At 61.0% G+C, this 25,031-nt stretch carries 26 protein-coding genes; 16 read left to right on the forward strand and 10 right to left on the reverse strand.

What is annotated here, in order from left to right:
• Positions 1 to 336: 336 nt before the first annotated feature.
• From VFW93_RS03765 to VFW93_RS03785, 5 genes are all read right to left on the reverse strand, one after another.
• On the reverse strand, positions 337 to 978 hold the full coding sequence (locus VFW93_RS03765; RefSeq protein WP_329692652.1) for a hypothetical protein: 642 nt from the start codon (positions 976 to 978) through the stop codon (positions 337 to 339).
• Between the two features lie 66 nt (positions 979 to 1,044).
• Positions 1,045 to 1,443 carry a hypothetical protein gene (locus tag VFW93_RS03770; RefSeq protein WP_329692653.1) on the reverse strand — a complete coding sequence of 133 codons (399 nt, stop codon included), beginning with the start codon at positions 1,441 to 1,443 and terminating at the stop codon, positions 1,045 to 1,047.
• Positions 1,444 to 1,638: 195 nt separating this feature from the next.
• Positions 1,639 to 2,013: a nuclear transport factor 2 family protein gene (locus tag VFW93_RS03775; protein WP_329692654.1), complete on the reverse strand. Its 375-nt coding sequence runs from the start codon at positions 2,011 to 2,013 to the stop codon at positions 1,639 to 1,641.
• A 194-nt stretch (positions 2,014 to 2,207) separates the two neighbouring features.
• Complete coding sequence (locus VFW93_RS03780) at positions 2,208 to 2,603, reverse strand: hypothetical protein (protein ID WP_329692655.1); 396 nt, start codon at positions 2,601 to 2,603, stop codon at positions 2,208 to 2,210.
• A gap of 116 nt (positions 2,604 to 2,719) precedes the next feature.
• Entirely contained in the window at positions 2,720 to 3,205 is a 486-nt protein-coding gene (locus VFW93_RS03785) for a DUF2846 domain-containing protein (protein ID WP_329692656.1), read from the reverse strand.
• Between the two features lie 1,007 nt (positions 3,206 to 4,212).
• Between VFW93_RS03785 and VFW93_RS03790 the strand changes: the two genes are divergently transcribed.
• From VFW93_RS03790 to VFW93_RS03805, 4 genes are all read left to right on the forward strand, one after another.
• A complete protein-coding gene (locus tag VFW93_RS03790) occupies positions 4,213 to 4,749 on the forward strand; it encodes a J domain-containing protein (protein ID WP_329692657.1) in 537 nt (178 codons plus the stop codon).
• A gap of 112 nt (positions 4,750 to 4,861) precedes the next feature.
• Positions 4,862 to 5,854, forward strand: a complete 993-nt coding sequence (locus VFW93_RS03795) for an integron integrase (RefSeq protein WP_414639575.1) — start codon at positions 4,862 to 4,864, stop codon at positions 5,852 to 5,854.
• Between the two features lie 72 nt (positions 5,855 to 5,926).
• Complete coding sequence (rimO, locus tag VFW93_RS03800; protein ID WP_329692659.1) at positions 5,927 to 7,360, forward strand: 30S ribosomal protein S12 methylthiotransferase RimO; 1,434 nt, start codon at positions 5,927 to 5,929, stop codon at positions 7,358 to 7,360.
• 65 nt (positions 7,361 to 7,425) lie between these two features.
• A complete protein-coding gene (locus VFW93_RS03805) occupies positions 7,426 to 8,634 on the forward strand; it encodes a PLP-dependent transferase (protein ID WP_329692660.1) in 1,209 nt (402 codons plus the stop codon).
• A gap of 27 nt (positions 8,635 to 8,661) precedes the next feature.
• Here VFW93_RS03805 and VFW93_RS03810 read toward each other — a convergent pair whose 3' ends face one another.
• The 3 genes from VFW93_RS03810 to smpB form a co-directional block, all read right to left on the reverse strand.
• Positions 8,662 to 9,561, reverse strand: a complete 900-nt coding sequence (locus tag VFW93_RS03810; RefSeq protein ID WP_329692661.1) for a metal-dependent hydrolase — start codon at positions 9,559 to 9,561, stop codon at positions 8,662 to 8,664.
• Positions 9,562 to 9,573: 12 nt separating this feature from the next.
• Complete coding sequence (locus VFW93_RS03815) at positions 9,574 to 10,656, reverse strand: helix-turn-helix transcriptional regulator (RefSeq protein WP_329692662.1); 1,083 nt, start codon at positions 10,654 to 10,656, stop codon at positions 9,574 to 9,576.
• A 220-nt stretch (positions 10,657 to 10,876) separates the two neighbouring features.
• A complete protein-coding gene (gene smpB, locus VFW93_RS03820) occupies positions 10,877 to 11,341 on the reverse strand; it encodes an SsrA-binding protein SmpB (RefSeq protein ID WP_329692663.1) in 465 nt (154 codons plus the stop codon).
• Positions 11,342 to 11,387: 46 nt separating this feature from the next.
• Between smpB and VFW93_RS03825 the strand changes: the two genes are divergently transcribed.
• Together VFW93_RS03825 and VFW93_RS03830 are read left to right on the forward strand one after the other, a co-directional pair.
• On the forward strand, positions 11,388 to 11,867 hold the full coding sequence (locus tag VFW93_RS03825) for a type II toxin-antitoxin system RatA family toxin (RefSeq protein WP_329692664.1): 480 nt from the start codon (positions 11,388 to 11,390) through the stop codon (positions 11,865 to 11,867).
• Entirely contained in the window at positions 11,854 to 12,210 is a 357-nt protein-coding gene (locus VFW93_RS03830) for an RnfH family protein (RefSeq protein WP_329692665.1), read from the forward strand. The genes VFW93_RS03825 and VFW93_RS03830 overlap by 14 nt, the downstream gene beginning before the upstream one ends.
• Positions 12,211 to 12,238: 28 nt before the next feature.
• Here the strand turns inward: VFW93_RS03830 and VFW93_RS03835 are convergent, their stop codons facing one another.
• Positions 12,239 to 12,769 carry a DUF4124 domain-containing protein gene (locus VFW93_RS03835; protein WP_329692666.1) on the reverse strand — a complete coding sequence of 177 codons (531 nt, stop codon included), beginning with the start codon at positions 12,767 to 12,769 and terminating at the stop codon, positions 12,239 to 12,241.
• A 130-nt stretch (positions 12,770 to 12,899) separates the two neighbouring features.
• Here VFW93_RS03835 and guaB point away from each other — a divergent pair, with 130 nt between their 5' ends.
• The 5 genes from guaB to tadA are packed head-to-tail and all read left to right on the forward strand — an operon-like array spanning position 12,900 to position 18,550.
• The gene (gene guaB / locus VFW93_RS03840; RefSeq protein ID WP_329692667.1) at positions 12,900 to 14,372 is read left to right on the forward strand and encodes an IMP dehydrogenase; all 1,473 of its coding nucleotides are present in this window, start codon (positions 12,900 to 12,902) and stop codon (positions 14,370 to 14,372) included.
• Between the two features lie 48 nt (positions 14,373 to 14,420).
• Positions 14,421 to 15,674: an MFS transporter gene (locus VFW93_RS03845; protein ID WP_329692668.1), complete on the forward strand. Its 1,254-nt coding sequence runs from the start codon at positions 14,421 to 14,423 to the stop codon at positions 15,672 to 15,674.
• 40 nt (positions 15,675 to 15,714) lie between these two features.
• The gene (guaA, locus tag VFW93_RS03850; protein ID WP_329692677.1) at positions 15,715 to 17,295 is read left to right on the forward strand and encodes a glutamine-hydrolyzing GMP synthase; all 1,581 of its coding nucleotides are present in this window, start codon (positions 15,715 to 15,717) and stop codon (positions 17,293 to 17,295) included.
• Between the two features lie 18 nt (positions 17,296 to 17,313).
• Entirely contained in the window at positions 17,314 to 17,931 is a 618-nt protein-coding gene (locus tag VFW93_RS03855) for a 2'-5' RNA ligase family protein (RefSeq protein ID WP_329692669.1), read from the forward strand.
• A 46-nt stretch (positions 17,932 to 17,977) separates the two neighbouring features.
• A complete protein-coding gene (tadA, locus tag VFW93_RS03860; protein WP_414639576.1) occupies positions 17,978 to 18,550 on the forward strand; it encodes a tRNA adenosine(34) deaminase TadA in 573 nt (190 codons plus the stop codon).
• Positions 18,551 to 18,603: 53 nt separating this feature from the next.
• On the opposite strand, the gene VFW93_RS03865 is transcribed toward tadA, so the two are convergent.
• The gene (locus VFW93_RS03865; protein ID WP_329692671.1) at positions 18,604 to 20,289 is read right to left on the reverse strand and encodes an electron transfer flavoprotein-ubiquinone oxidoreductase; all 1,686 of its coding nucleotides are present in this window, start codon (positions 20,287 to 20,289) and stop codon (positions 18,604 to 18,606) included.
• Between the two features lie 263 nt (positions 20,290 to 20,552).
• Between VFW93_RS03865 and VFW93_RS03870 the strand changes: the two genes are divergently transcribed.
• The 5 genes from VFW93_RS03870 to VFW93_RS03890 all read left to right on the forward strand — a co-directional run.
• Positions 20,553 to 21,338 (forward strand): SDR family oxidoreductase, encoded by a 786-nt coding sequence (locus VFW93_RS03870; protein WP_329692672.1) that lies wholly within the window; start codon positions 20,553 to 20,555, stop codon positions 21,336 to 21,338.
• A 123-nt stretch (positions 21,339 to 21,461) separates the two neighbouring features.
• Positions 21,462 to 21,929 (forward strand): thioesterase family protein, encoded by a 468-nt coding sequence (locus VFW93_RS03875; RefSeq protein ID WP_329692673.1) that lies wholly within the window; start codon positions 21,462 to 21,464, stop codon positions 21,927 to 21,929.
• 217 nt (positions 21,930 to 22,146) lie between these two features.
• Positions 22,147 to 22,854: a CoA transferase subunit A gene (locus tag VFW93_RS03880; RefSeq protein ID WP_329692674.1), complete on the forward strand. Its 708-nt coding sequence runs from the start codon at positions 22,147 to 22,149 to the stop codon at positions 22,852 to 22,854.
• 2 nt (positions 22,855 to 22,856) lie between these two features.
• Complete coding sequence (locus VFW93_RS03885) at positions 22,857 to 23,501, forward strand: CoA transferase subunit B (protein WP_329692675.1); 645 nt, start codon at positions 22,857 to 22,859, stop codon at positions 23,499 to 23,501.
• 84 nt (positions 23,502 to 23,585) lie between these two features.
• Positions 23,586 to 25,031 (forward strand): DNA recombination protein RmuC (locus VFW93_RS03890; protein ID WP_329692676.1); only part of this gene is annotated, 1,446 nt, incomplete at its 3' end.

Raw genomic sequence — 25,031 nt, forward strand, 5'->3', positions numbered from 1 at the left:
ATGGAGCCATCGACAGGCGCGGATATTGACCAGCTTAAACACTTGTTCGGTTCTAATGCTTCAAGCTCAATAGTCGCCGCTTGTGCGGTTGCCATGAGCTGTAGTGCAATGACGAACGGTGCTTTCATAGAGCCTAACGCCATTTAGGGGACAAAAACGTCCCATAACGTGGCGGGAAAAGGGACGAAAGTGTCGCCTAACCTGGCGCTGTTACAAGGCCAGAAGGGACGTTTCCCTGGCAAAGCATGCTTGACGTTCACGTCACCCTCCCAGGTTATTGGACACGCTGTTACAGACACACTATAGCCGGACCGTTGACGACATGGTGACGCCACTTTAATGGGCCGCTTGATCACCAGCATGGTTGACGAGACTCGGTTTGAGCGTGCCCCCATCCTGGTACTCGTTTAAGGATTGCGCGGCCAGCCAGATGTTCTTCTCCCCGATGGATACTCGCCATTGCTCGAAGGCGTCACGCCAGCCTTGTAGTGGTTGGGCCAGTGGCGAGCGAGGATCTTCACTCAATGAATAAGCCATACCTTCAGTCCACCACTTTGGCTTGAGTAGCCAGGCGTTCAATGTGCCAAGGCGCTCGTTCTGGAGGTGGTGGATCAACTCGTGACGTACGAAATATGGCTTCCACCCACGGTAGGAGATCGCCGTGCCGAAGGTGCCAACGTTGTATCCGCCATTGCTGGTGAAGCCGAATGCCTTCGAGCAAGCCATCGTCGAGCAAAAAATGGTTCGTGGAAGATGGTCGATCTTGCCTACTTTGCTGCTGACGAACGCCACAGCATCTCGCCTGAGTCTTTCTGCTTCAACCAGGCGTTGAACATCGTCAACACATACGCCAGAGTTCGCGCAATGCAAGCCAAGCAGTTCAGGGGCCAAGACGCGAACAGGCTTGAATGCAGCCCAGGCAACAACAGGAATCAAGTGAGCGGCGAGTGCCGCGATGACAATTCTCGATATACGCATGATTCATCCTGTGTTTGGCCCGACCGATCAAGCCAGACGATGCCGCATGAACAGGGCGCACCCAAATCAGCTACGCAGGTACCAAACCGATAGCGGCATGAAACACAGGCAGACTAGTCCAAAAAGCAGGTAGTTGCCCGTGTGGGGATTGAAGTCTGGCCAGATCTTCTTCCATTGCTTGTGCATAAGGAGTCGACCGATGCAGATGTCGAAGGCGGCCATGAAAAATGCCAGGCCTGCGCCCAAGGCGAGATGGGCAGATGCAGATCGGAGGTCGATGCCGGGCACCTGCATGAAGCAGATGGCAAAGGCGAGTGCGGTTCCGGTTACGGCGCTGAGTTTGACGGCCCGCTCCTTGCCAATGAGTGGCGTGACAAGCACGGTCCTGGCGATCCCATGCAAAGTCTCTGCAGAAGCCAGGAGCAGGCAAAGCGCGCCAATCCGGATAGGCGTATCGAGGTCCATCAACGTACTCGATAAAGCCTGATGGCAAGGGTAAGCATTGCCCCGCCTGTGGTCAGCATTGGCGTCGCCATGACAGCCCGGCCTGGCGTTGGAGTCAGGGCATCCAGGTGGCGCGTCATGGTCGATTGATCGTTAGTTGGGGCCACATGCCTCCATGGCTTGCGAAGCTTGGGTGATGCCGAATTTTGTCGATCTTCAAAACATGCCTGTCTCGTTCACCATGTCTGCTGGTTGAGGTTGACCAACGTCCCAAAGTTCGACAATTTTGCCAAGTTCAAATCGAAGTATATGAATGACAGCGGCTGTCATCGCTTTTGACGGCATTTGAACGCGCGAATGTACGGCAACCAATTCCCCTTCGGCAATCACGCGCTGTACCTCAAATGTTTTGTCAGGGCAATTTTTTGCGTTGTCTCGCATGCCCGTTTTTAACGCCGAGGCATTGCCTTCGAAGTAGGGGTTGTGGTGACGAAAGTGAGGGGCTACGAGTTCATATGCCTCGTCAATTCGAGCTGATGCGGCGAGTTGCAGGAATTGAACTGCAGTAGCCTTGTTCACTTCGGTAGACATGTTCATGGTCTCCACAACGGGGGCACCATTGGTGCAGTTGACCGGCGCCGAAGCAGGTGGGCACCCGCACCGGCCTTGAAAATGGAGAAGCCTTGGCCGATGTTGGATCAGGCGTGACTACCCGGTTCAACCAGTAGGCGTCGCCTGCAAACCTTTGCCGTACTTGGGCGCATGGGGTTACTGGTCGTGGCGTCTCAGTTGTTGGATGTCGTCAGCTTATAGCTGTTGAGTGCATTGCCACAAAAAGTCACCTTGTCTTGAAGACTTTTCCTGGCGAAGTCGTCCTTCAGGTCTGCAAGCATGGCCGCATTGCTGTCATCGAGTTGTTGCTCACTCTGCATTCTGGACAACGCGATGTTCTTCCCTCGAGCAATCGGCTCTGAATTGGCTTGGAGCCAATTGTTCGGTAGTTGCGCAAAGGCACTTTTGTCATCAGTGATTGGCTTGCAAAGATCAACGACGGTGGGCGTTCGTACGCTTCTGAAGTATGCGATGAAGTCCTTCAGGTCCCGATCGGCCTCGTCGGCCGCCAAGCTGGGGAGGGCCAGGCTGAAAAGGGTTAGTGCCAGAACTGGTTGAAGAGACTTCATGAGTGTGTTTCCTCGATAGGGTTTGATGCTGGTGGCCTCAAAGTTCAAGTGCCAGCGCGGGATGAGGTCGTTCGTGCATGTGCCGGACATGGGGGAGCCTGTACAAGGTGGAGAGGTCAGCGGGATTCAAGCACTCGGAAATTCTCGGCGTTCTGGGCGCTCTGATACTGCGTTTGACCTATTTCAGAGAGCGCAGTGGATTCGGGGACTTCCGTGAGGGTGTATTTGAAAGTACGGTTCCCGATGTATTCCGGTGTGAATCGATAGAAATAGGTCTGCCCCTCTTTCCAGTCGCGAGCCCATTGCATGCCATCAGCAGGAAGGTAAGGAACATCCAACAGTGACCAGCGTTGCTTGATCTTGTGTGCGCCGGCTTTGACGTGCACCCACGTGTAACCTCCTTGACTGATGCTCGCCAAGGCAACGCCATCGATAGAAAAATAGGTGTCCCTAAGGGCAGCTGTGCCTCTTAGTGGCCGGTAAACGTAGACAAGAGCTTGTCCTGGAGGTGGATCAGGCGCGCGCGTGAATGTAGGGCCGCTGGCTGTGCATGCGGACAAGAACGCGATGGCGGCGATGCAATAGGGCGTGCCGATTTTCATTTTGATATGGCTGGACTGGTGGCTCGGGAAAGCTCCGCCGGAACCGAAGGTTGGCGAGCCAGAGCCGGGTACGAAGATGGTAGAGCCAGGCGCGGCTTTTTTCTGTAGTTGCTTGCTGAACTGCGCCAGGCGTCCCCGGAATGCGGGCTTTGGCGAGGTGGCAATCCGTCGCTACGCTTCGGCCGTAGTCCAACTGCAGCCTGAAGAAGTCCTCTGCTGGTCTCACGCGTCATGTTTCATCCTGCTCCGGGACGAAGATGGCGCGATGACCTTGGCTGTGGCGCAATGCCGCGTCTGGCGTGACTGCGAGCCAGGAGCGCGTGCAAGGCCCCAGCCATATCTTGCGACAGGCGTACCTGGCCTTTGTCCATCTGTGTATGCCACCAGCTTGTTTGAATAGTTCTTCTGCAAGTCGCGCCGCAGGGCACATAGGTTCTCTCCATTGCGGGGCCTTCAATCGAGAATGGGGGGCTCCTCCAGGAGCTTCCGTGCACAACGAGATGCGACCGGCAGTCAGCTCCTTGTCGAACATCCTGCGACTCAAGTACAGGATACCCTGGGCAGGACATGACGCATTGATCAACCACTCGCCCTGGAGAACCAGCCCATGCAACTTTGTTGGCGAACGCCAGAAAAGAAGCTTCATCTTCCGGGCCCATAAAGAATTGAAACTCGCTTCGCATATGTCTCTATGGCTGGTTGGCATCAACGCAATACGGGGCTTTGGCGCCGGTCATGAAGTCATGGGCTAGCAGGGTGCGATCGCCAACCTGATCTTGCTGATCGAATCCGATGGCGAGTTGAGCCGCTGTGCTCGGCACGTGGTTCACGAATTGCTATGTTAGCCAGACCAAGGTTCATGACTCATCTCAATGGGAGCTTTGTCGTGTTTGCTTCACTTCATGTTGTCCATCGGCGTTGGTGTCTGCAGGGCGCGTCGTCGTCGATCTGTGAGCCCGTTTTTTTTGCGGAAGGTGGCCATGGCGGCCTGAGCTTCGAGGTCGTACATGCCTGACTTCCATGGTGACCTTGATGCGCGTTTGTGGGTCATCTGGAACGGTTCGTCAGGGATGTTGGCCACCGCGATGCTGGGGCGCGTCGAGCTGGTGGGCGACAACTGGCACGCCTGGTTGGCCTCGCCCTTTGACATGGTCGGGCCACTCAATCTGAGTGAGCTTGAAAGCAAGGGGCGTGTGCCTTTCGCGGCCTGCATCGTGATGTCCCGCGAGAGATGGCAAAGCGATCAATCCGAATTGCGGCAAGCCTCGTTTGACGCGCGGCGTGCTGCACGGGCGCAGCACGCTCAGAGCCATGCGCGATTCGGCTGGCGTGAGCGAGGGCGTCGCGCATCAGAACATGGCGCTGACGAACTCCGCCACCGAGAGGTGCTGAACCTGCCGATGGCGGGCGCGCTGGAGCCTGCTCAGGTCAAGGTGGCCTATCGGCGTCTGGCGCAAAGGGCGCATCCCGATATGGGTGGCAGCCATGACCGGTTCATTGCGATCACCGAAGCGAGGGATGCCTTGCTGGCGTCGATCGGGTGAACGTCTTTGGCGCGTGGTGTCCTCCCCCCCTTGCGTCTACAAACATATCTGCATATCATGCTGTAAAAACAGACAGCCGGAAGGCATCAGGGGTATGCATTTAACGTTTGCGGTGCAGCGAGATCCAGTCGCGCTGCCGCCACTTCACGCCAGTCGATTGCTTGATCAGGTCAAGGAGCGCGTGCGCTACCTGCACTTCAGTTTGCGCACCGAGGAGGCCTATCTATATTGGATACGCGCCTTCATCCTGTTTCACGGCAAGCAGCATCCCAAGGATCTGGGTCTGCAGGAGGTCGAGGCCTTCTTGTCTTACCTCGCCAATGAGCGGCACGTAGCTGCAGCCACACACAAGCAGGCCTTGTCCGCGCTTTTGTTCTTGTATGGCAAGGTGCTGGGGCGCGAGCTGCCCTGGATGGAGGCCATCGGCCGGCCGAAGTCGGCTGCCAGGTTGCCCGTTGTTCTGACCCCGTCGGAGGTTACGCAACTGCTGCAGGCGCTGGATGGGCGCCACCGATTGATCGGGCAGTTGCTGTATGGCACGGGCATGCGGTTGATGGAGGGCCTTCGCCTGCGTATCAAGGATGTGGATTTCGGGCACGCCGCGATCGTGGTGCGGGACGGCAAAGGCGGCAAGGATCGCACCGTGATGCTGCCTGACAGTCTGATGGCGCCACTCCGTCAGCAGATTGGCCACGCGCGCTTGCTGTGGGAGAAGGACCGTGAACTCAAAAGGGCGGGCGTCTGGTTGCCCACTGCGCTGGACGCCAAGTACCCCCGCCTGGGGCAGACCTGGGGTTGGCAATGGCTTTTCCCCTCCGATGATGTGTCGACCTGCCCTCGCACGGGTGTCGAGCGGCGCCACCATGTGCTTGACAAGTCCTTCCAGCGGGCTTTCAAGAAGGCTGCAGGCCTGGCGCAATTGACCAAGCCGGCCACACCGCACACGCTGCGGCACTCGTTTGCCACCCATCTGCTTCAGTCGCGCTATGACATCCGCACTGTGCAGGAACTGCTGGGGCATGCTGACGTGAGCACCACCATGATCTACACGCATGTGCTCAAGGTTGGCGGCGGCGGGGTACAAAGCCCGCTGGACGTGCTCTAGCCCGGTCTTTTTGCAGGGCTGTGCACGATGCGAAAAGCGGTGCAGGCCCAATATGCCGGACAATTCACCCCCATGAGTGCAGAACAGAACACCCCCAATGTCGCCGCTGTGAGCGGTGGTGCCCCGACGCCCGGTCAGCCCGCGCCCAAGATCGGCTTTGTCAGCCTGGGCTGCCCCAAGGCCCTGACAGACTCCGAGTTGATCCTCACGCAGTTGCGTGCTGAGGGCTATGAAACCAGCAAGACCTTCGATGGTGCAGATCTGGTCATCGTCAACACCTGCGGTTTCATCGACGATGCCGTCAAGGAAAGCCTGGACACGATTGGCGAGGCGCTGGCAGAAAACGGCAAGGTCATCGTGACCGGATGCCTGGGCGCCAAGTCGGGCGTCGATGGCGGCAACCTGATCCGGGAAGTGCACCCCAAGGTGCTGGCCGTGACCGGCCCCCACGCCACGCAGGAGGTGATGGACGCGGTGCACATCCACGTGCCCAAGCCACACGATCCCTTCATCGATCTGGTGCCCGAAGCGCGCGGCGTGGCCGGCATCAAGCTCACGCCCAAGCACTTTGCCTACCTGAAGATCAGCGAGGGCTGCAACCACCGCTGCAGCTTCTGCATCATCCCCAGCATGCGCGGCGACCTGGTGTCTCGCCCGATTGGCGAGGTGCTGACCGAGGCCAAGGCCTTGTTCGAGTCGGGTGTCAAGGAGTTGCTGGTCATCAGCCAGGACACCAGTGCCTACGGCGTGGACGTCAAATACCGCACCGGCTTCTGGGATGGCAAACCCGTCAAGACGCGCATGTACGACCTGGTCGAACAACTCGGTGCCATGGCGCAGCAGCATGGTGCCTGGGTTCGCTTGCACTATGTCTACCCCTATCCCCATGTGGATGACATCATCCCGTTGATGGCACAAGGCCTGGTCCTGCCTTACCTGGATGTGCCGTTCCAGCATGCGCATCCGGATGTGCTCAAGCGCATGAAGCGGCCCGCCAATGGCGAGAAGAACCTCGATCGCCTGCGTCGCTGGCGCGAGATCTGCCCGGACATCGTGGTGCGGTCGACCTTCATCGCCGGCTTCCCTGGTGAAACCGAAGAAGAGTTCCAGTACCTGCTGGACTTCCTGAAAGAAGCCGAGATCGATCGGGCGGGTTGTTTTGCCTATTCCCCCATTGACGGTGCCCCAGCCAATGAACTGGAAGGCGCACTGCCTGACGAGGTGCGGGAAGAGCGCCGCGCCCGCTTCATGGCGGTGGCCGAGCAGGTGTCGATCGCCAAGCTGCAGCGCCGCGTGGGCGCCACCATGCAGGTGCTGGTGGACAGCGCACCCGCGCTGGGCCGCAAGGGCGGGGTGGGGCGCTGTTATGCCGACGCGCCGGAGATCGATGGCACCGTGCGCCTGCTGCCGCCTGAGAAGGCCAGCAAGACACTCAAGGTGGGCGAATTCACCCGTGCGCGCATCGTGGCCGTGGAAGGTCATGATCTGATCGCCTTGCCGATCTGATGGCGCCGAGCCGTCCGGTCTCGCCTGCCCCGAACTGCCAGACACAGACACATGAAGGTCCTACCGTGAAGCCCGACCACGCGACGAAGCTGATCCATCACCCTTACAAGGCTCCGGGTGGTTTCGAGGCCGTGGTCCCTGGTGTGCACAAGGCATCTACCGTGATCTTCGAGAACACGGCCGCGCTCAAGACGCGCCAGTGGAAGGACAAGAGCGGCTACACCTACGGCCTGCATGGCACGCCCACCACCTTCACGCTCGAAGAGCGTCTGGCCACGCTGGAAGGTGGGCTGCAGACCTTGCTGGCCCCTTCGGGGCTGTCCGCGCTGTCTCTGGTGAACATGGGCTTGCTGCGAGCGGGCGACGAGGTGCTGCTGCCGGACAATGTGTACGCACCCAACAAGGATTTCGTGCGAGTGGAGCTGGCCCAATGGGGCATCACCCACCGCTTCTACGATCCGATGGATGCCGCAGCGCTGGCTGCCTTGATCACGCCGCAGACCCGCTTGTTGTGGCTGGAGGCTGCCGGCTCGGTCACGCTGGAGTTTCCCGATCTCGTGGGATTGCTTCAAGTGGCTCGGCAGCACCCGCGCCTGATCACGGCGCTGGACAACACCTGGGGCGCTGGCCTGGCTTTCGACGCCTTTGACCTGGGCTTGCCCGTCAAGGGGGATTCGAAAGGCGTGGACATCACCGTGCACGCACTGACCAAGTACCCGTCTGGCGGTGGCGATGTGTTGATGGGGGCCGTCACCACCCGTGACGAGAGCCTGCATCTGCAACTCAAGCTGACGCACATGCGCCTGGGCCTGGGGGTGGGTGCCAATGATGCGGAGCTGGTCTTGCGGGGGCTGCCCAGCATGCACGTTCGGTATGCCGCCCACGATGCCTCGGCCAGACGTGTGGCGCAGTGGTGGTCGTCGCGCCCTGAGGTGTCAACGGTCTTGCATCCGGCCTTGCCTGGCTCGCCCGGGCATGCGCATTGGGCTCAACTGTGCAAAGGGGCTGCCGGCCTGGTGTCGGTGGTGTTTGACGGCCAGCGCTATCGCGCCGAGCAGGTCGAGGCCTTTGTGGACGCGCTCAAGCTGTTCAAGATCGGCTATTCATGGGGCGGGCCCATGAGCCTGGTCATGCCTTACGGTGTGCGGGGCATGCGTCAGTTCGGTTTTCTGGCCGGGCAGACTGAAGGCACGCTGGTGCGCTTTGCCATCGGCCTGGAAAACGTTGAAGATCTGATCAATGATCTGGCGCAGGCCTTGACCGTTCTGGACTGAACGGCAAGGTGTGGGCCGCAGCGAGGTCTATTGACCCGCAGCGTGCAACGCATTGCCCGCGGCAATGGGATCCCCGGTGCGCTCGAAAACCTGCAGCCAGGTCTTGTAGCTGGGCATCTCCTTGACCTTCCATGGGTGGAAGCCAGGCTTGTAGTAGGCCATGTAGTAGCCGAGGGTGGGAATGAACAGCCCGCCAGGCTTGTAGAACCACCACAGGCCTCTGGCCCACAGCTTCGTGCGTTGCCAGAGGTTGAAGCCGTCCACCTTGAACATGTGGTTCATGATGCGTGCGACCGTGATCGGGAAGCCAAACGTGATCCCCAGCATGGGAATGTTGCGGGCAAAGTAGCCCGCCTTGGCCACCTGCGTCAGCACGTCGAACGCGACGGCCTTGTGCTCCACTTCCTCGATGGCATGCCAGGCGTACATGGCGCGCACACGTGGGTCGCTCGCTTCCAGTAGTTCCTTGCGCTCGAAAAAGCAGGTGCACATCATCGAGGTCAGGTGCTCGAGTGCCGCAGTGGCCGCCAGGCGCTGTGTTGGCGTGGACAGCTTGGGCGCGTCCACAAAGAACATCGTCTCCAGTTGCGCATTGATGTCGTCGATGTCGACACCCTGGGCTTTGAGCCGGTCGTTGAACTGGCGGTGGATCAGCGTGTGCTGAGCCTCCTGGCGGATGAAGTCCTTGACCTCCTGCTGGAGTTTGGGCGAGGTCACCCCATCGCGGAACTCACGCACACTGGTGATGAAAAACTTCTCCCCCATGGGGAAAAGTGTGGACATGGCGTCGAAGAACCGCGTCTTGAACGGGTCATTGGCCATCCAGTACTTGGGGATGTCGCCATCAAGCCCGAAGTCGAGCCCCTCACGCGGCACGATGGGCGCGTGATCTTCATGTGGGCTGGCTGTGTGCGATTCATGACTCATGGCGAGGCCTTCTTACCTTTGCTGCTGCTTTTGCAGCTCCTGCCGCCGCCACGCACTGGGTGACAGACCCGTCCAGCGCTTGAACGCCCGGGTGAAGCTGTGGCGATCGGCAAAGCCCAATTGTGCGCTCAGCGACTCGATGTCGCACTGTGTGGCCAACAACCCTGCGCGGGCCATGTCCAGACGGCAACTGGTCTGGATGTCGGTGAACTGCTGGTTTGCATCCCGCAGGCGACGTTGCAGGGTGCGGGGATGCAGGCCCAGGCGATCGGCCATGCGCTCCAGCCCCTGGCCCAGCAGGGCGGGCTGCTGGCGGAAGGCACGTTCGAGTTGCTTGTCCAGTTTTTCTTCGGTGGTTGGCAGTTGCTGGCGCACGAGTTCCTGGGCACGTTGGTGCAGGCCCGGGGAGGCGCCCGGCAGCGGGGTGTCCAGCATGCGCGTGGCGAACACGGCGGCGTCTCGGGCCTGGCCGGTACGGATCGGTGCAGGGAAGCCGGCCGTCAGCTCGAAGAAGCGCGCAACAGGTTGGTGGCGCATCTCGATGTGATGGATCAGCGTGTTGGGGCCCAGTGCCAGGCGCACGATCTTGCTGATGGCCGCAAAGATGGCTTCCACGAAATAGCCGCGCAGCGTGGCGGAGACCTCCGGGTCGGGAATGTCCACGTCCAGGATCAGGGCCGACGTCGCGCCGTGTTCCTCGACACGCAGCGACATGTTGGGCATGGTCATGCTGGCCCATTGCAGGGCGGGCAGGGCGTGACGCAGCGTGGGGCTGGTGGCCAGGAAGGTTTCCAGCGCTGGCAGGTGATCAAAGGCGAAATGTTCGCCCATCACCAGAGGGAAGTGGTTGGTAGGGGCGGCCAGGTCCACACACTGCTGCATCAGCTTGAGCAGAGCGCTCTTGCGCACCATGGCGATGTTGCTGGCGTTCAGATCGACGCCTGCCGCAGAGAACAGCGGGTCGATGTTGAACCGGCAATGCATGGCCGCCTTGATCCAGGCATTGGCGGCAACGAAGGGGATGACGTCATGGCCCGATGCACGAAGCGGCGGGGCGCTGACGGGAGGGGGGGTAAAGCGGGTCATGTCGAGCATGGCCACACTCTATGCATGACACCCTGTCGCGACCAGACCCCTGAGCGACATAAAAGGGGCGGTTTGCGACAAATTGATCAGACTTTCTGGTTATTAGAAAATCGGACATGCGGCTGGCGGATGAAGCATACCGGTGGCGCTTCTCAGTCTTTCGGACTGGATGAGACTTTATGTCTCATCAAGCGCCCCTTTTGACGAAAGGGCAGGCGTCGCTGCGCTCCTAGTCCTTCGGACTCGATGAGACTTTATGTCTCATCAAGCGCCCCTTTTCACGGTCCCAGTCGCGGTCTTTGATGGTGTGGCGCTTGTCGTGTTCGGCCTTGCCCTTGGCCAGCGCGATGTCGGCTTTGACCCTGCCGCCTTTCCAGTGCAGGTTCAGCGGCACGATCGTGAAGCCTTTTTGCTCGGTCTTGCCGATCAGGCGGCGGATCTGCTCCTTGTGCATCAGGAGCTTCTTGGTACGGTCGGCATCCGGGCGGATATGGGTTGATGCCGAGCGCAGGGCGTTGATGCGCAGGCCGATCAGGTACAACTCGCCGTTCTTGACGACGACATAGCCGTCCGTCAATTGCACTTGTCCTTCGCGAATCGCCTTCACTTCCCAGCCTTCCAGGACGACGCCCGCCTCAAAGCGCTCCTCGATGTGGTAGTTGAAATTGGCTTTTCTGTTTTCTGCGATGGACATGTGTGTGCGCGGCTGCGTGCCGACGTCTTTAAAATACCGACATTCTATGAAGCACGTCCACAAGTCCGTCTTGCTTTGGTACTCCCCCCGTGAAATGTATGGGCTGGTGACCGACGTTCAAGCCTATCCCCAATTTCTGCCCTGGTGCGACCGCGCCGAGCTGGTTCAGACCCACGATGATGGTGTAACCGCCCGCGTCCACATCGCGTTTGCCGGCGTGCATCAGGCTTTCACCACACGCAATGTCAACGTGCCAGGTGCCAGTGTAACGATGCACCTGGTAGATGGTCCGTTTTCCAAGCTCGAAGGGACCTGGCGTTTCACGCCATTGCAAAAGCCAGGGCAGGCCGCCGATGCGGGCGCCGATCCGCTTGATGCGCCTGCGTGCAAGGTGGAGTTTTCTCTGAGCTACGCGTTCTCCAGCCGTGCACTGTCGCTGGTGGTGAGCCCCGTGTTCGACCGCATCGCCAACACCTTTGTGGAAGCCTTCGTAAAACGCGCGGAGCAGGTCCATGGTCCCCGTTGAGTCGTCATCCGTGATCCACATTGAGGTGGTTGTGGGATTGGCGCCACGACAAGTACACGCCGTTCGCCTGACGCTGCCTGCCGGCACGACCGTGCGCGATGCGCTGTTTGCCGCCGACGTCTGGTCGATATCGGATACCTTGAGCCTCGACAGCATCGAGTCTGGTCAATGGACCGTCGGTGTGTGGGGGCGCAAGGAGCGGCCTGGCCATGTCTTGCGTGATCAGGACCGCATCGAGCTGGTCAGGCAGTTGAACGTTGACCCGAAGGAAGCGCGACGTGTGCGCTACCGTGCGCAAGGCGAAAAGTTGCCCAAGGGCATCCAGCGCTCGAAGTCGCGATAGCGGGCTGGTTGTCAGGCCCCCAGCCAGATCAATTGCAGTTGGCCGCGATGGCTTCCTGGTTGCGCTGCATCTCTTCAGCGCGTGCCTTGTCATCGAGGAATTCACGCTCGCCTTTGGCGTTGGTGCGCGCGATGCGCAACCCGTCCGTCAAGGTGCGCTGGTAGCCGCGTGCACGCTGGCAGTTGTCGGCCTTGGCCTTGGCGATTTTTTCGTCCTCGGCCTTCTGCCTGGCTGCTTTTTCTTCTTCAGCCTTCTTGCGCTTGGCTTCGAGTTCCTGGTCCAGGGCCTTGGATGGCGCCGGCGCGGTCTGTGCGGCGGCACTGGCGGCAGAAGCCGCGGCCTCGGCTGCACGGGCAGCAGCGCGGGCCGAAGCCGCAGGACGGGCCAGGATGTCCTTTTCAGGGGTGCCGGGAGGGGGGGCCCTGTCGCTGTACTGGATGGCACCACTGGCGTCGCGCCATTTCCATTGCATGCCAGCTTCTGCCGGGAAGCTCACCATGGTCAAACCCGCCAACAGCAGGGAGGCCAGGACCGAAGACGTAGCGCGCACTTTTTTCATGTAGCGCAGTTTATCCGGACGACCACCTGGGTGCCCCCCGAAAATGCGTGTATTGCTCACGGCATCTTCCCTGCTGACACGAATGCCCCGACTCTGCGTATAATCCGCTTTTGCGTCTGGAGCCCTGTTCATGCGCCTGCTTGGTAAAGCCCTCACGTTTGATGACGTGTTGTTGGTGCCCGCGTACTCTCAAGTGTTGCCCCGCGACACATCGCTGGCCACCCGTCTGTCCCGTAACATTCAACTGAATCTGCCGCTTGTGTCCGCTGCCATGGACACGGTGACGGAAGCGCGCCTGGCGATCGCAATCGCCCAGGAAGGCGGTATCGGGATCGTTCATAAAAACCTGTCGGCCAAACAGCAGGCCGCCGAAGTCGCTCGCGTCAAGCGTTACGAGTCCGGCGTCTTGCGTGACCCGATCACGATTTCGTCTGGCGTCAAGGTCCGCGATGTGATCGAGCTGTCGCGACAGCACGGCATCTCCGGCTTCCCGGTGGTGGACGAAGGCAAGGTGGTCGGCATCGTGACCGGCCGTGACCTGCGCTTCGAAACGCGCATGGACGCCCCGGTCCGCGAGATCATGACGCCACGTGAGCGTCTGATCACCGTCAAGGACGGTGCAAGCCTGGCAGAAGCCAAGACCCTGATGCACAAGCACAAGTTGGAGCGCGTGCTGATGGTGACGGATGCCTGGGAACTGCGCGGCGTGTTCACCGTCAAGGACATCACCAAGCAAAACAGCTTCCCCAATGCCGCACGTGATGCGCACGGCAAGCTGCGCGTTGGCGCTGCAGTGGGCGTGGGCGAGGGCACGGAAGAGCGTGTCGAACTGCTGGTCAAGGCAGGCGTGGATGCCCTGGTGGTGGACACCGCCCACGGTCACAGCCACGGCGTGATCGAGCGCGTGCGCTGGGTCAAGAAGAACTTCCCTCAGGTGGACGTGATCGGCGGCAACATCGCCACCGGTGCGGCTGCGCTGGCACTGGTCGAGGCCGGTGCCGACGGCGTCAAGGTCGGTATCGGCCCGGGCTCCATCTGCACGACACGCATCGTCGCTGGTGTGGGCGTTCCCCAGATCATGGCCATCGACAATGTGGCCACAGCCCTGCAAGGCACGGGCGTGCCCCTGATCGCCGACGGTGGCGTGCGTTATTCCGGTGACATCGCCAAGGCCATTGCCGCTGGCGCCAGCACCGTGATGATGGGCGGCATGTTCGCCGGCACCGAAGAGGCACCGGGCGAAGTCATCCTGTTCCAGGGCCGCAGTTACAAGAGCTACCGTGGCATGGGCTCGATCGGCGCCATGAAGGACGGCTCGGCTGACCGCTACTTCCAGGAAAACGACGAAACGACCAACCCGAATGCCGACAAGCTCGTGCCTGAAGGGATCGAAGGTCGCGTGCCTTACAAGGGCTCGGTCGTCACGATCCTGTACCAGATGGCCGGTGGCCTGCGTGCCTCCATGGGCTACTGCGGTTGCGCCACCATCGACGACATGAAGAGCCGCGCCGAGTTCGTCGAGATCACGGCTGCCGGTATCCGCGAAAGCCACGTCCATGACGTGCAAATCACCAAGGAAGCACCCAACTACCGCATGGAGTAAGGGTGCTGGCCCTTGGTGGCCGCCTCACTGAACCACCACAGGATTCCGATGGGTTCTCAAAGCGGCCGCCAGGCGGCCATGCCTTTCATCATGGTGACGGTGCTGCTCGACATGATGTCGATCGGCATCATCGCGCCGGTACTGCCCAAGCTCATCGGGACCTTCATGGACTCGGGGGCGGGCACCTCCATCGGTTATGGCGCGGCTCAGGCCGCGTTTGCCATTGCGCAGTTCTTCAGCGCACCTGTCCTGGGTGCGCTGTCGGACAAGTACGGGCGCCGCCCCGTGCTGCTGCTGGGCCTGCTGGGCATGGGCGTCAACTTCTTTGTCACGGCGCTGGCCACCCAGTTCTGGATGCTGCTGGCCGTGCGCGTGATGGGGGGTGCCGTGTGCGCCAACATCGCCGTGGCCAACGCCTATGTGGCCGACATCACCGAGCCGAAGGATCGTGCCAAGAACTACGGCATGTTGGGCGCCATGTTCGGCCTGGGGTTCATCCTGGGCCCGGTCATGGGCGGATTGCTGGGCGACAAGAACGTGCACTGGCCGTTCTTCCTGTCTGGCGCGCTGTGCCTGCTCAATTGCGTGTATGGCTACTTCGTGTTGCCCGAATCGCTGCCATTGGACAAGCGCCGCGAGTTCCAGATCACGCGCGTCAACCCCTTCAGCTCGCTGGCGCGTTTGCGTGAACTCAAGGGTGTCGAAACGCTGATGTGGGTGATGGGCCTGTCCATCCTCGCGCAGTTCTGCCTGCATACCAGCTGGTTCCTGTACAACGAATTCAAGTTCGGCTGGACGCCCAAGGACAACGGTATGTCGTTGTTCGCTGTGGGCATGATGGCCGTGCTGGTGCAAGGCGGTTTGCTGCGCCAGATCCAGAAACACATTCCCACGCACAAGCTGGTGCGCATCGGCCTGGTGTCCTCCACCATCGCCTTTGTGGCCTGGGGCGCGGTGCCTGAAGGCTGGATGATGTACGTCATCATCGCTGCCAACGTGTTTGGCTACATGGTGCAGCCCGGCCTGCAAAGCCTGGTGGCCAATGCGGTGGACCCGACGCGCCAGGGCGAAAGCATGGGCGCTGTGTCATCCATCAACAGCGTGGCCGCGGTGCTGGGCCCCTTGATGGGCACACCCCTGCTGGCCGCCGTTTCTCACTATCCTCACGGCGACTGGCGCGTGGGGGCTCCGTTTTACCTGTGTGGCGCCATCCAGGCTGTGGCCGCCATCATCGGGCTGCGCTATTTCAGCCGGCCCGAGCATGCCCATGAGTCGCCTGCTGCACGCAGCGTGAACGCTTGAACCCGCTGATCGCCAGATTGCCCCAAGAGATTCCAACATGATGCACGACAAGATCCTCATCCTCGATTTCGGCTCCCAGGTCACCCAGCTGATCGGCCGACGCGTTCGCGAAGCCCACGTTTATTGCGAGATCCATCCCAGCGACGTGAGCGACGAGTTCATCCGCGCGTTCGCACCCAAGGGCATCATCCTGTCGGGCAGCCATGCCTCCACCTATGAAGACCACCAGTTGCGCGCGCCACAGGCCGTATGGGATTCGGGCGTGCCTGTGCTGGGCATCTGCTACGGCATGCAGACCATGGCCGTGCAACTGGGCGGCAAGGTCGAGTGGAGTGATCACCGCGAGTTCGGTTACGCCGAGGTACGCGCCCATGGTCACACCAGGTTGCTCGAAGGCATCCAGGACTTCGATACGCCCGAAGGCCACGGCATGCTCAAGGTGTGGATGAGCCACGGTGACAAGGTCACGGTGCTGCCCGAAGGCTTCAAGCTGATGGCGTCGACGCCCAGTTGCCCGATCGCCGGCATGGCCAATGAAGAAAAGGGCTACTACGCCGTGCAGTTCCACCCCGAGGTCACGCACACGGTGCAGGGCCACGCCATGCTGACGCGTTTCGTGCGCGAGATCAGCGGTTGCAAGGGCGACTGGATCATGGGCAACTACATCGAGGAAGCCGTCGCGAAGATCCGCGAGCAGGTGGGCGATGAGGAAGTGATCCTCGGCTTGTCTGGCGGTGTGGATTCGTCCGTGGCGGCTGCGTTGATCCACCGTGCGATTGGCGATCAACTGACCTGCGTATTCGTGGATCATGGCTTGCTTCGCCTCAATGAAGGCCAGATGGTGATGGACATGTTCGCTGGCCGTCTGCATGCCAAGGTGGTGCATGTGCAGGCGCAGGATCAGTTCATGGGCCATCTCAAGGGCGTGACCGATCCCGAGCAGAAGCGCAAGATCATCGGCCGAGAGTTCGTGGAAGTCTTCCAGGAAGAGGCCAAGAAGCTCAGCAACGCCAAGTGGCTGGCACAAGGCACGATCTATCCTGACGTGGTCGAATCTGGCGGTACCAAGAGCAAGAAGGCGACGATCAAGAGCCACCACAACGTGGGCGGCCTGCCCGAGACCTTGGGCCTGAAACTGCTGGAGCCCTTGCGCGAACTGTTCAAGGACGAAGTGCGCGAGCTGGGCGTGGCCCTGGGCCTGCCGGCCGACATGGTGTATCGCCATCCTTTCCCCGGCCCTGGTCTGGGTGTGCGCGTGCTGGGTGAAGTCAAGCCTGAATACGTCTCGCTGCTGCAGCGCGCCGACCACATCTTCATCGAAGAGCTGCGCAAGACCATCGATCCGGCAACCGGCAAGAGCTGGTACGACCTGACATCGCAAGCCTTCACGGTCTTCCTGCCCGTCAAGAGCGTGGGTGTGATGGGCGATGGCCGCACGTATGAATACGTGGTCTCGCTGCGTGCCGTTGAGACCAGTGACTTCATGACGGCGGATTCTGCCGAGTTGCCGTATGCGCTGCTCAAGAAGGTCTCGAGCCGCATCATCAATGAGGTGCGTGGCATCAACCGGGTTGCTTACGACGTGTCGAGCAAGCCGCCTGCCACGATCGAGTGGGAATAAGCCCAGGTCGAGCGCGCCATGTCGAGTCAGGCATCGTTTGAGGGGTTCGAGCAACCAGGCGCGCCAACCGATCGCTTGTTCTTTGCCCTGATGCCTGATGCGCAGGCATCGGCGCAGGCCCAGTCGCTTGCTCAGCAAGTCGGTGATGCACAGGGTTTGAAGCTTCGGGCCAATGCGCGCGAGCGCTTTCACATCACCCTGTTCCACTTGGGCGATTTCCATGGCTTGCCTGCCCAGGTGCTGGAGCGGGCGAGTCAGGCTGCAGAGCAGCTACAGGTCGCGCCATTCGAGGTCAGACTCGACAGACTGTGCAGTTTCAAAGGCGGCCCTCGCCGCGTGCCTGTGGTGCTGATGAGCAGCTTCCCGCAAGGCCTGATCGATTTTCACGACGGGCTGGAGGCGCAACTGCACCGAGCAGGGCTGCTGGAGCCCGGCCCGAAGCGGGTCTTCAAGCCGCACCTGACGCTGCTGTACGGGCAGCAGGCGGTTCAGGAGCAGGCCGTTGAGGCCCTCAGCTGGCGCGCCAGGGAGTTCGTGCTGATCCGCAGCCTGATCGGGCAGGGGCGCTATATTGTGGTGAATCGATGGCCTTTGTTCGACGCTGGCCGTCCTTCTGCCTCATCGCCGGCCTGTTAACAACGTGAGTCATCCGCCCTTGATCTCTGCTTCTGACGAATACGCCATGCGCATCGCGCTGGATCAGGCTCAGAACGCCTGGCTGGCAGGCGAGGTGCCTGTTGGCGCGGTGATCATGCGGCAGGGGCAGGTGATCGCAACTGGCTACAACCGGCCGATCACCACGCATGATCCAACGGCCCACGCCGAGATCGTGGCCTTGCGGCATGCGTCCCAGTTGCTGGAGAACTACCGCCTGCCTGAGTGCGAGCTGTTCGTCACGCTGGAGCCCTGCGCAATGTGCGCCATGGCCTTGATGCATGCGCGCTTCAAGCGTGTGGTATTTGCCGCCACAGATCCTAAAACCGGCGTGGCGGGATCTGTGATCGACTTGTTTGCAAACAAGCAGCTTAACCACCACACGGAGATCATCGGCGGTGTGCTCGCTGATGCGAGCAGCCAACTGCTCAAGCAGTTTTTTGCGGAGCGCCGAGCTCAGATCAAGGCCTTGCGCGATGAGCGCAAGGCTGCTGCAGCTCGGCAGGCCCTGCATGGCATGGATGTGATCGAAGGGGGGGGAGAGGAGGAGCCCATCCCCATTGGTCAGGTCATCGAGGTACCGGACGGCCGAGGCGATTGAGCTGCCGCGCAACATGAAAAAAGGGAGCTGTGAAGCTCCCTTTTTTGTCCGGCTTACATACCCGAGTAGTTCGGGCCGCCGCCACCTTCAGGTGTGATCCAGACGATGTTCTGCGTCGGATCCTTGATGTCGCAGGTCTTGCAGTGCACGCAGTTCTGCGCGTTGATCACCAGGCGATCGCTGTTGTCATCGTTCTTCACGAACTCATACACGCCAGCAGGGCAGTAGCGCGACTCGGGGCCGGCGAACTGAGCCAGGTTGGTCTGCACCGGCACCGACGCGTTCTTCAGCGTCAGGTGAGCAGGCTGGTGTTCCGTGTGGTTGGTGTTGGAGATGAACACCGAGCTCAGGCGATCGAAGGTGATCTTGCCATCGGGCTTCGGATAGTCGATCTTCGGCATCTGGCTGGCAGGCTTCAGGAAGGTGTGGTCCGGCGCAGGGTTGCGCAGGGTCCATGGGGCTTCCTTGATGCCCAGGCGTGGGAGCAGCCAGTGCTCGACGGCTGTCATGATGGAGCCGACGTAGAAGCCCTTCTTGAACCAGGTCTTGAAGTTCTTCGAGGTCTTCAACTCGTCGTGCAGCCAGCTCTTTTCGAACAGCTCGGGGTAAGCGGTCAGCTCATCTTGTTGACGGCCAGCCATCACGGCTTCGAACACGGCTTCGGCGCACAGCATGCCGGACTTCATCGCGGCGTGCGAACCCTTGATGCGGGCAGCGTTCATGTAGCCAGCGTCGCAACCAACCAGGGCGCCGCCCTTGAAGACGGTCTTGGGCAGGCTGGGCAGGCCACCGTTGTTGATGGCGCGCGCGCCGTAGCTGATCCGCTTGGCGCCTTCCAGGTACTGCTTGATGACCGGGTGGGTCTTCCAGCGTTGCATTTCTTCGAAGGGGCTCAGCCAGGGGTTCTTGTAGTCCAGACCGACCACGAAGCCCAGCGTGACCTTGTTGTCGGCCAGGTGGTACAGGAAGCCGCCACCGAAGGTTTCGGTGTTCATCGGCCAGCCACCGGTGTGGACGACCAGACCAGGTTTGGCCTTGGCGGGATCGATTTCCCACAGTTCCTTGATGCCGATGCCGTAGCTTTGCGGGGCCTTGCCGTCAGCCAGGTTGAACTTGGCGATCAGTTGCTTGCCCAGGTGGCCACGTGCGCCTTCGGCGAAGATGGTGTACTTGCCCAGCAGTTCCATGCCCAGCTGGAAGTCACCGGTGGGTTCGCCCGTTTTGTCGATGCCCATGTTGCCGGTGGCCACGCCCTTGACGGCGCCGTTGTCGTCGTACAGCACTTCAGCTGCAGCGAAGCCAGGGAAGATTTCCACGCCCAGGGCTTCAGCCTGTTGGGCCAGCCAACGGGTCACGTCGCTCAGGCTGATGACGTAGTTGCCCTCGTTGTGCATGCAGTTGGGCACCAGGGCGTCAGGCGTCTTGATCTGACCGCCTTCTGTCAGCACATAGACTTCGTCGCCGGTCACGGGCTGGTTCAGCGGGGCGCCGAGTTCCTTCCAGTTGGGGAACAGCTCGGTGATGGAGCGTGGGTCCATCACGGCGCCCGACAGGATGTGAGCACCAGGCTCGGAACCCTTTTCGAGCACGACGACGTTGATTTCCTTGCCAGCCTTCTCAGCCAGTTGCTTCAAACGGATCGCAGTGGACAGACCTGCGGGGCCGGCACCGACGATCACGACGTCGTATTCCATCGACTCGCGGGGGCCAAACTGCTCAAGGATTTCCTGGGGCGTCATCGTGATTCCTTCTGTTCGGACAAAACAGGGTTCAGTTGTTTTTAATCAAGTCCGCGATTCTATGTCGGGCTCGGCCCCAAATTCTCTCAGAAAAAAGCACGATCGTTCGAAAATCTCCCCGTCAATGCGGGGGATCAAGATTGGCTGTCGTCCATCCCGCAACAAAAAGGATCGCCCCGGGGCAGCCGTGCTAAGGTCATACGCGTTTTCTGACAGCGAAAAAAATCCTGTCGCACTGTTCAAGCGCCAAAAGGAGCAACTGCATGAGCTACACCATTGACCTGTCGGGCCGCGTGGCCCTGATCACCGGCGCATCGAGCGGACTGGGCACTCAGTTTGCCCACACCCTGGCCAAGGCCGGCGCCGCCGTGGTTCTGGCAGGTCGCCGCGTAGAGCGCCTCAAGACCCTGCGTTCCGAAATCGAAGCCTATGGTGGCGACGCCCACGTGGTCGGTCTGGATGTGACCGATGTCGATTCGATCAAATCTGCCGTGGCGCATGCCGAGACCGAAGTCGGCGCCATCGACATCCTGATCAACAACTCGGGCGTGAGCACCACCGAGCGTCTGATCGATGTCAGCGAAGACAGCTACGACTTCATCTTCAACACCAACACGCGCGGCGCCTTCTTCGTGGCGCAGGAAGTGGCCAAGCGCATGCTGGCACGCGCCAAGGGTTCGGCCCCGGGCACCTTCACGGGCGGCCGCATCGTGAACATTGCATCGGCAGCGGGCTTGCGCACCATGCCGCAGATCGGCGTGTACTGCATGAGCAAGGCTGCCGTGGTCCACATGACCAAGGTGATGGCTGCCGAGTGGGGGCGCTTCGGCATCACGTCGAACGCGATCTGCCCGGGCTACATCGATACCGAGATCAATCACCATCACTGGGACACCGAAGCCGGCAAGAAGCTGATCAGCATGCTGCCACGCAAGCGCGTCGGGCATCCCAAGGATCTGGATGCGATGCTGGTCACGCTGTGTTCTGCGCAGAGTGATTTCATCAACGGCGCCGTCATCTCTGCCGACGACGGCATGCTGGCGGCCTGATGGTGACGGGACCGGGCTGCGTACCGACTTGAATTCAGCCCGATCATCCACATCTAGCCCGCATCCGGTCACACAAATTGTTTGTGTTGCCCATGCGGGCTTTTCTTTTTTTGCCGTTGAACCATGCGTCTAGACATTCCTGAGCACAAGATCCTCGTCCACGAGTTGTCCATGCCCATCATGTGGGGTGACATGGATGCGCTGGGCCACGTCAACAACACCGTGTACTTCAAGTACATGGAGCAGGCACGGGTCTCGTGGATCGAGGCCATCAGCGGCTCCGTGGATGGCCGCGACGACGGGCCGGTCATTGCCAATGCCTTCTTCAATTTCTACAGGCCCCTGGTGTTCCCAGGTGAGCTGGTGGTGAAGCTGTACGTGGCCGACCCGGGGCGCACCAGCATCGATACCTTCGTGACGATCGAGCGCTCGGATGAGCCTGGTTCGCCGTATGCCGCAGGTGGCGCGACTCTGGTGTGGGTCAGCAGTTCGGAAGGGCGCCCCGTGCCATTGCCGGAGCCCATTCGCGCACTCAAGGGCACGCCTGCGTTACCTGGTTCCGAAACCCCTCCGGCCTTGCCTGGCAAGTGATGGATTCGCCCTTGTGGTGCAGCTGATTGCCCTGCGCACCAAGGCGGGTCAGGCCTGAAACCACAACGGACACGCATTCAGCGTGACCTGGACGCGTCAAGCGCAAGCTGGCGCGTCTTTTTCATTCAAATTGCTGGATTTTTACGGGCGACACGGTGTACGCTTTCCATGCTGCAGTGCAGCGAAAGAATCCCCCCGTTTGCCAAGGAGTGATTGGATGAACAAGGTCTATCCCGACGCCGCCAGTGCGCTGGCAGGGATTGTGAAAGACGGGCAATTGCTCGCAGTAGGGGGCTTCGGCCTCTGTGGCATTCCTGAAGCGCTGATTGACGCCTTGCAGGCATCAGGCGTCAAGGACCTGACCGTGATCTCGAACAACGCCGGTGTCGATGGTTTCGGCCTGGGCAAGTTGCTCAACACGCGTCAGATCAAGAAGATGATCTCCAGCTATGTGGGCGAGAACAAGGAGTTCGAGCGTCAGTATCTGGCGGGCGAGCTGGAGCTGGAATTCACGCCGCAGGGCACGCTGGCCGAGAAGCTGCGTGCTGGTGGTGCGGGCATCCCGGCCTTCTTTACCAAGACGGGCGTGGGCACCATCGTGGCCGAGGGCAAGGAAACCCGCGAGTTCGATGGCGAGGTCTATGTGATGGAGCGGGCCTTGCTGCCTGAGGTGGCACTGGTCAAGGCCTACAAGGCTGACAAGTCCGGCAACCTGATCTTCCGTCGCACGGCGCGCAACTTCAACCCGGCTGCCGCCATGGCGGGCAAGATCACCGTGGTGGAAGTGGAAGAGATCGTCGAGACCGGTACCTTTGATCCGGACGCCATCCACCTGCCGGGTATCTATGTGCACCGCATCGTGCTCAACGCGACACCCGAGAAACGCATCGAGAAGCGGACCATCACTGAAAAGGCGGGGGCTTGACCATGGCCTGGACACATGACGAAATGGCGGCTCGTGCCGCACGCGAACTGGAAGACGGTTTCTACGTGAACCTGGGTATTGGCCTGCCAACGCTGGTGGCCAATTTCGTGAGCCCGGACATCGACGTCTGGCTGCAATCCGAAAACGGCATGCTGGGTATCGGCCCGTTCCCGACCGAAGACCAGGTTGATGCCGATCTGATCAACGCGGGCAAGCAGACGGTGACCGTGTTGCCAGGCTCCTCGATCTTCGGCTCGCACGAGAGCTTCGCGATGATCCGCGGCGGCAAGATCAACCTGTCCATCCTGGGTGCCATGCAGGTGTCCGAGAAGGGTGATCTGGCCAACTGGATGATCCCGGGCAAGATGGTCAAGGGCATGGGCGGCGCGATGGACCTGGTGGCCGGCGTGGGCCGCGTGGTCGTGCTGATGGAGCACGCGGCCAAGAACGGTGAGCACAAGTTGCTGCAGAAGTGCACGCTGCCGCTGACCGGCCTGGGCGTGGTGGACCGCATCATCACCGAGCTGTGCGTGCTGGATGTGACGCAGGATGGCTTCAAGTGCGTGGAGATCGCGCCCGGCGTGACGCCCGAGGAGATCCGCTTGAAGACAGGCGCTCACGTGCAACTGTCGCACCTGGAAGCCTGATCAGCAACGCTGTTTGCTGCAACTGATCGCAAGGCCACCTTCGGGTGGCCTTTTTCATGCGCGGGCTCTGAGACAATCCAGGCCATGAACTGGATCGTCTTGCTGTTGCTCGTTGTCAATCTGCTCTTGTTGCTCTGGCTGGCCCTGCGGCCTGTGCGCCAGAACGACGAGGCCGTGCTCAAGCTGGGCGTGGATCTGAACCAGGCCCTGCAGCAACGCGGCGAGCAGGTTGAGCGCAATCTGCGCGACGAGGTGGCCCGCAGTGCCACCGGCACACGTCAGGAACTGGGGGCGGCACTGGGTACCTTCCAGCAAACGCTGCTGGCCCAGCAAGGCGATGCCACACGGACGCAGAACGAACAACTCGACAGCTTCCGTACCCAGTTGGCGGCCATGCAGCAAGGTCTGGCAGACAGCCTGCGTGACACCACCCATCAGCAAAGCTTGCAGGCCACCGGTTTGCGCGAAGCCCAGGCACAGGCGCTGGCACGGTTCAACGAAGCCCAGGAAGCGGCCCTGCGGCGCCTGGGCGAAGGCGTGGCCGAGCAGTTGCGCGTGCTGTCCGAGGCCAACGAGCGCCGCCTGACCGATGTGCGCAACACGGTGGAGACCCGTTTGCAGGCCTTGCAGGCCGACAACGAGAAGAAGCTGGAGCAGATGCGCCAGACGGTGGACGAGAAACTGCATGCCACGTTGGAAGCCCGACTGGGCGAGAGCTTCAAGCAGGTTGCCGAGCGGCTGGAGCTGGTTCACCGTGGCCTGGGCGAAATGCAACGCCTGGCCAGCGATGTGGGCTCGCTCAACCGCGTGCTCAACAACGTCAAGACACGTGGCATTTTTGGTGAGGTGCAACTGGCTGGCCTGCTGGAACAGGTGTTCACGCCGGAGCAATACGCCGTCAACGTCGAGACGGTGCCGGGCAGTGGCGCCCGCGTCGAGTTCGCCATCAAGTTGCCGGGGCAGGGCGGTGTCGACAGCCAGCCCCTGTGGTTGCCCATCGACGCGAAGTTCCCCCGTGAAGATTACGAGCGCCTGCTGGAGGCGCAGGATCGCGCCGACGCGCCGGCGGTGGAGGCCGCCGCCAAGGCCGTGGAGCAGCGCCTGAGGCTGGAAGCCCGCACCATCCGTGACAAATACCTCGCGCCGCCCCACACCTCGGATTTCGCGATCCTGTTCGTGCCCACGGAAGGGCTCTATGCAGAGGCCCTGCGCCGCCCGGGGCTGGTGGAGGCCATGCAGCGCGAATTCCGGGTGATGCTGGCTGGCCCCACCACCTTGCTGGCCACGCTCAACAGCCTGCAGATGGGCTTTCGCACCCTGGCGCTGGAAAAGCGTTCCAGCGAGGTCTGGCAGGTGCTGGGCGCGGTCAAGACCGAGTTCGGCAAGTTCGGCGACGTGCTGGCCAAGACACGCAAGAAGCTGGAAGAGGCCAGCAACACCATTTCGTCTGTTGAAACCCGCACCCGTGTGATGGGCCGCGCGCTCAAGCAGGTGGAAGCCATGCCCGAATCCCAGGCCCAAGCCCTGTTG

Source organism: Aquabacterium sp., from assembly GCF_036279675.1.
Classification (GTDB): Bacteria; Pseudomonadota; Gammaproteobacteria; order Burkholderiales; family Burkholderiaceae_C; genus Aquabacterium.

Bases quoted from the DNA above. Each gene is read 5' to 3' on its own strand.
- VFW93_RS03765 (WP_329692652.1), bottom strand. From the start codon at position 978: ATGCGTATATCGAGAATTGTCATCGCGGCACTCGCCGCTCACTTGATT.
- VFW93_RS03770 (WP_329692653.1), bottom strand. From the start codon at position 1,443: ATGGACCTCGATACGCCTATCCGGATTGGCGCGCTTTGCCTGCTCCTG.
- VFW93_RS03775 (WP_329692654.1), bottom strand. From the start codon at position 2,013: ATGTCTACCGAAGTGAACAAGGCTACTGCAGTTCAATTCCTGCAACTC.
- VFW93_RS03780 (WP_329692655.1), bottom strand. From the start codon at position 2,603: ATGAAGTCTCTTCAACCAGTTCTGGCACTAACCCTTTTCAGCCTGGCC.
- VFW93_RS03785 (WP_329692656.1), bottom strand. From the start codon at position 3,205: ATGAAAATCGGCACGCCCTATTGCATCGCCGCCATCGCGTTCTTGTCC.
- VFW93_RS03790 (WP_329692657.1), top strand. From the start codon at position 4,213: ATGCCTGACTTCCATGGTGACCTTGATGCGCGTTTGTGGGTCATCTGG.
- rimO (WP_329692659.1), top strand. From the start codon at position 5,927: ATGAGTGCAGAACAGAACACCCCCAATGTCGCCGCTGTGAGCGGTGGT.
- VFW93_RS03810 (WP_329692661.1), bottom strand. From the start codon at position 9,561: ATGAGTCATGAATCGCACACAGCCAGCCCACATGAAGATCACGCGCCC.
- VFW93_RS03815 (WP_329692662.1), bottom strand. From the start codon at position 10,656: ATGCTCGACATGACCCGCTTTACCCCCCCTCCCGTCAGCGCCCCGCCG.
- smpB (WP_329692663.1), bottom strand. From the start codon at position 11,341: ATGTCCATCGCAGAAAACAGAAAAGCCAATTTCAACTACCACATCGAG.
- VFW93_RS03825 (WP_329692664.1), top strand. From the start codon at position 11,388: ATGAAGCACGTCCACAAGTCCGTCTTGCTTTGGTACTCCCCCCGTGAA.
- VFW93_RS03830 (WP_329692665.1), top strand. From the start codon at position 11,854: ATGGTCCCCGTTGAGTCGTCATCCGTGATCCACATTGAGGTGGTTGTG.
- VFW93_RS03835 (WP_329692666.1), bottom strand. From the start codon at position 12,769: ATGAAAAAAGTGCGCGCTACGTCTTCGGTCCTGGCCTCCCTGCTGTTG.
- guaB (WP_329692667.1), top strand. From the start codon at position 12,900: ATGCGCCTGCTTGGTAAAGCCCTCACGTTTGATGACGTGTTGTTGGTG.
- VFW93_RS03845 (WP_329692668.1), top strand. From the start codon at position 14,421: ATGGGTTCTCAAAGCGGCCGCCAGGCGGCCATGCCTTTCATCATGGTG.
- guaA (WP_329692677.1), top strand. From the start codon at position 15,715: ATGCACGACAAGATCCTCATCCTCGATTTCGGCTCCCAGGTCACCCAG.
- VFW93_RS03855 (WP_329692669.1), top strand. From the start codon at position 17,314: ATGTCGAGTCAGGCATCGTTTGAGGGGTTCGAGCAACCAGGCGCGCCA.
- tadA (WP_414639576.1), top strand. From the start codon at position 17,978: ATGCGCATCGCGCTGGATCAGGCTCAGAACGCCTGGCTGGCAGGCGAG.
- VFW93_RS03865 (WP_329692671.1), bottom strand. From the start codon at position 20,289: ATGACGCCCCAGGAAATCCTTGAGCAGTTTGGCCCCCGCGAGTCGATG.
- VFW93_RS03870 (WP_329692672.1), top strand. From the start codon at position 20,553: ATGAGCTACACCATTGACCTGTCGGGCCGCGTGGCCCTGATCACCGGC.
- VFW93_RS03875 (WP_329692673.1), top strand. From the start codon at position 21,462: ATGCGTCTAGACATTCCTGAGCACAAGATCCTCGTCCACGAGTTGTCC.
- VFW93_RS03880 (WP_329692674.1), top strand. From the start codon at position 22,147: ATGAACAAGGTCTATCCCGACGCCGCCAGTGCGCTGGCAGGGATTGTG.
- VFW93_RS03885 (WP_329692675.1), top strand. From the start codon at position 22,857: ATGGCCTGGACACATGACGAAATGGCGGCTCGTGCCGCACGCGAACTG.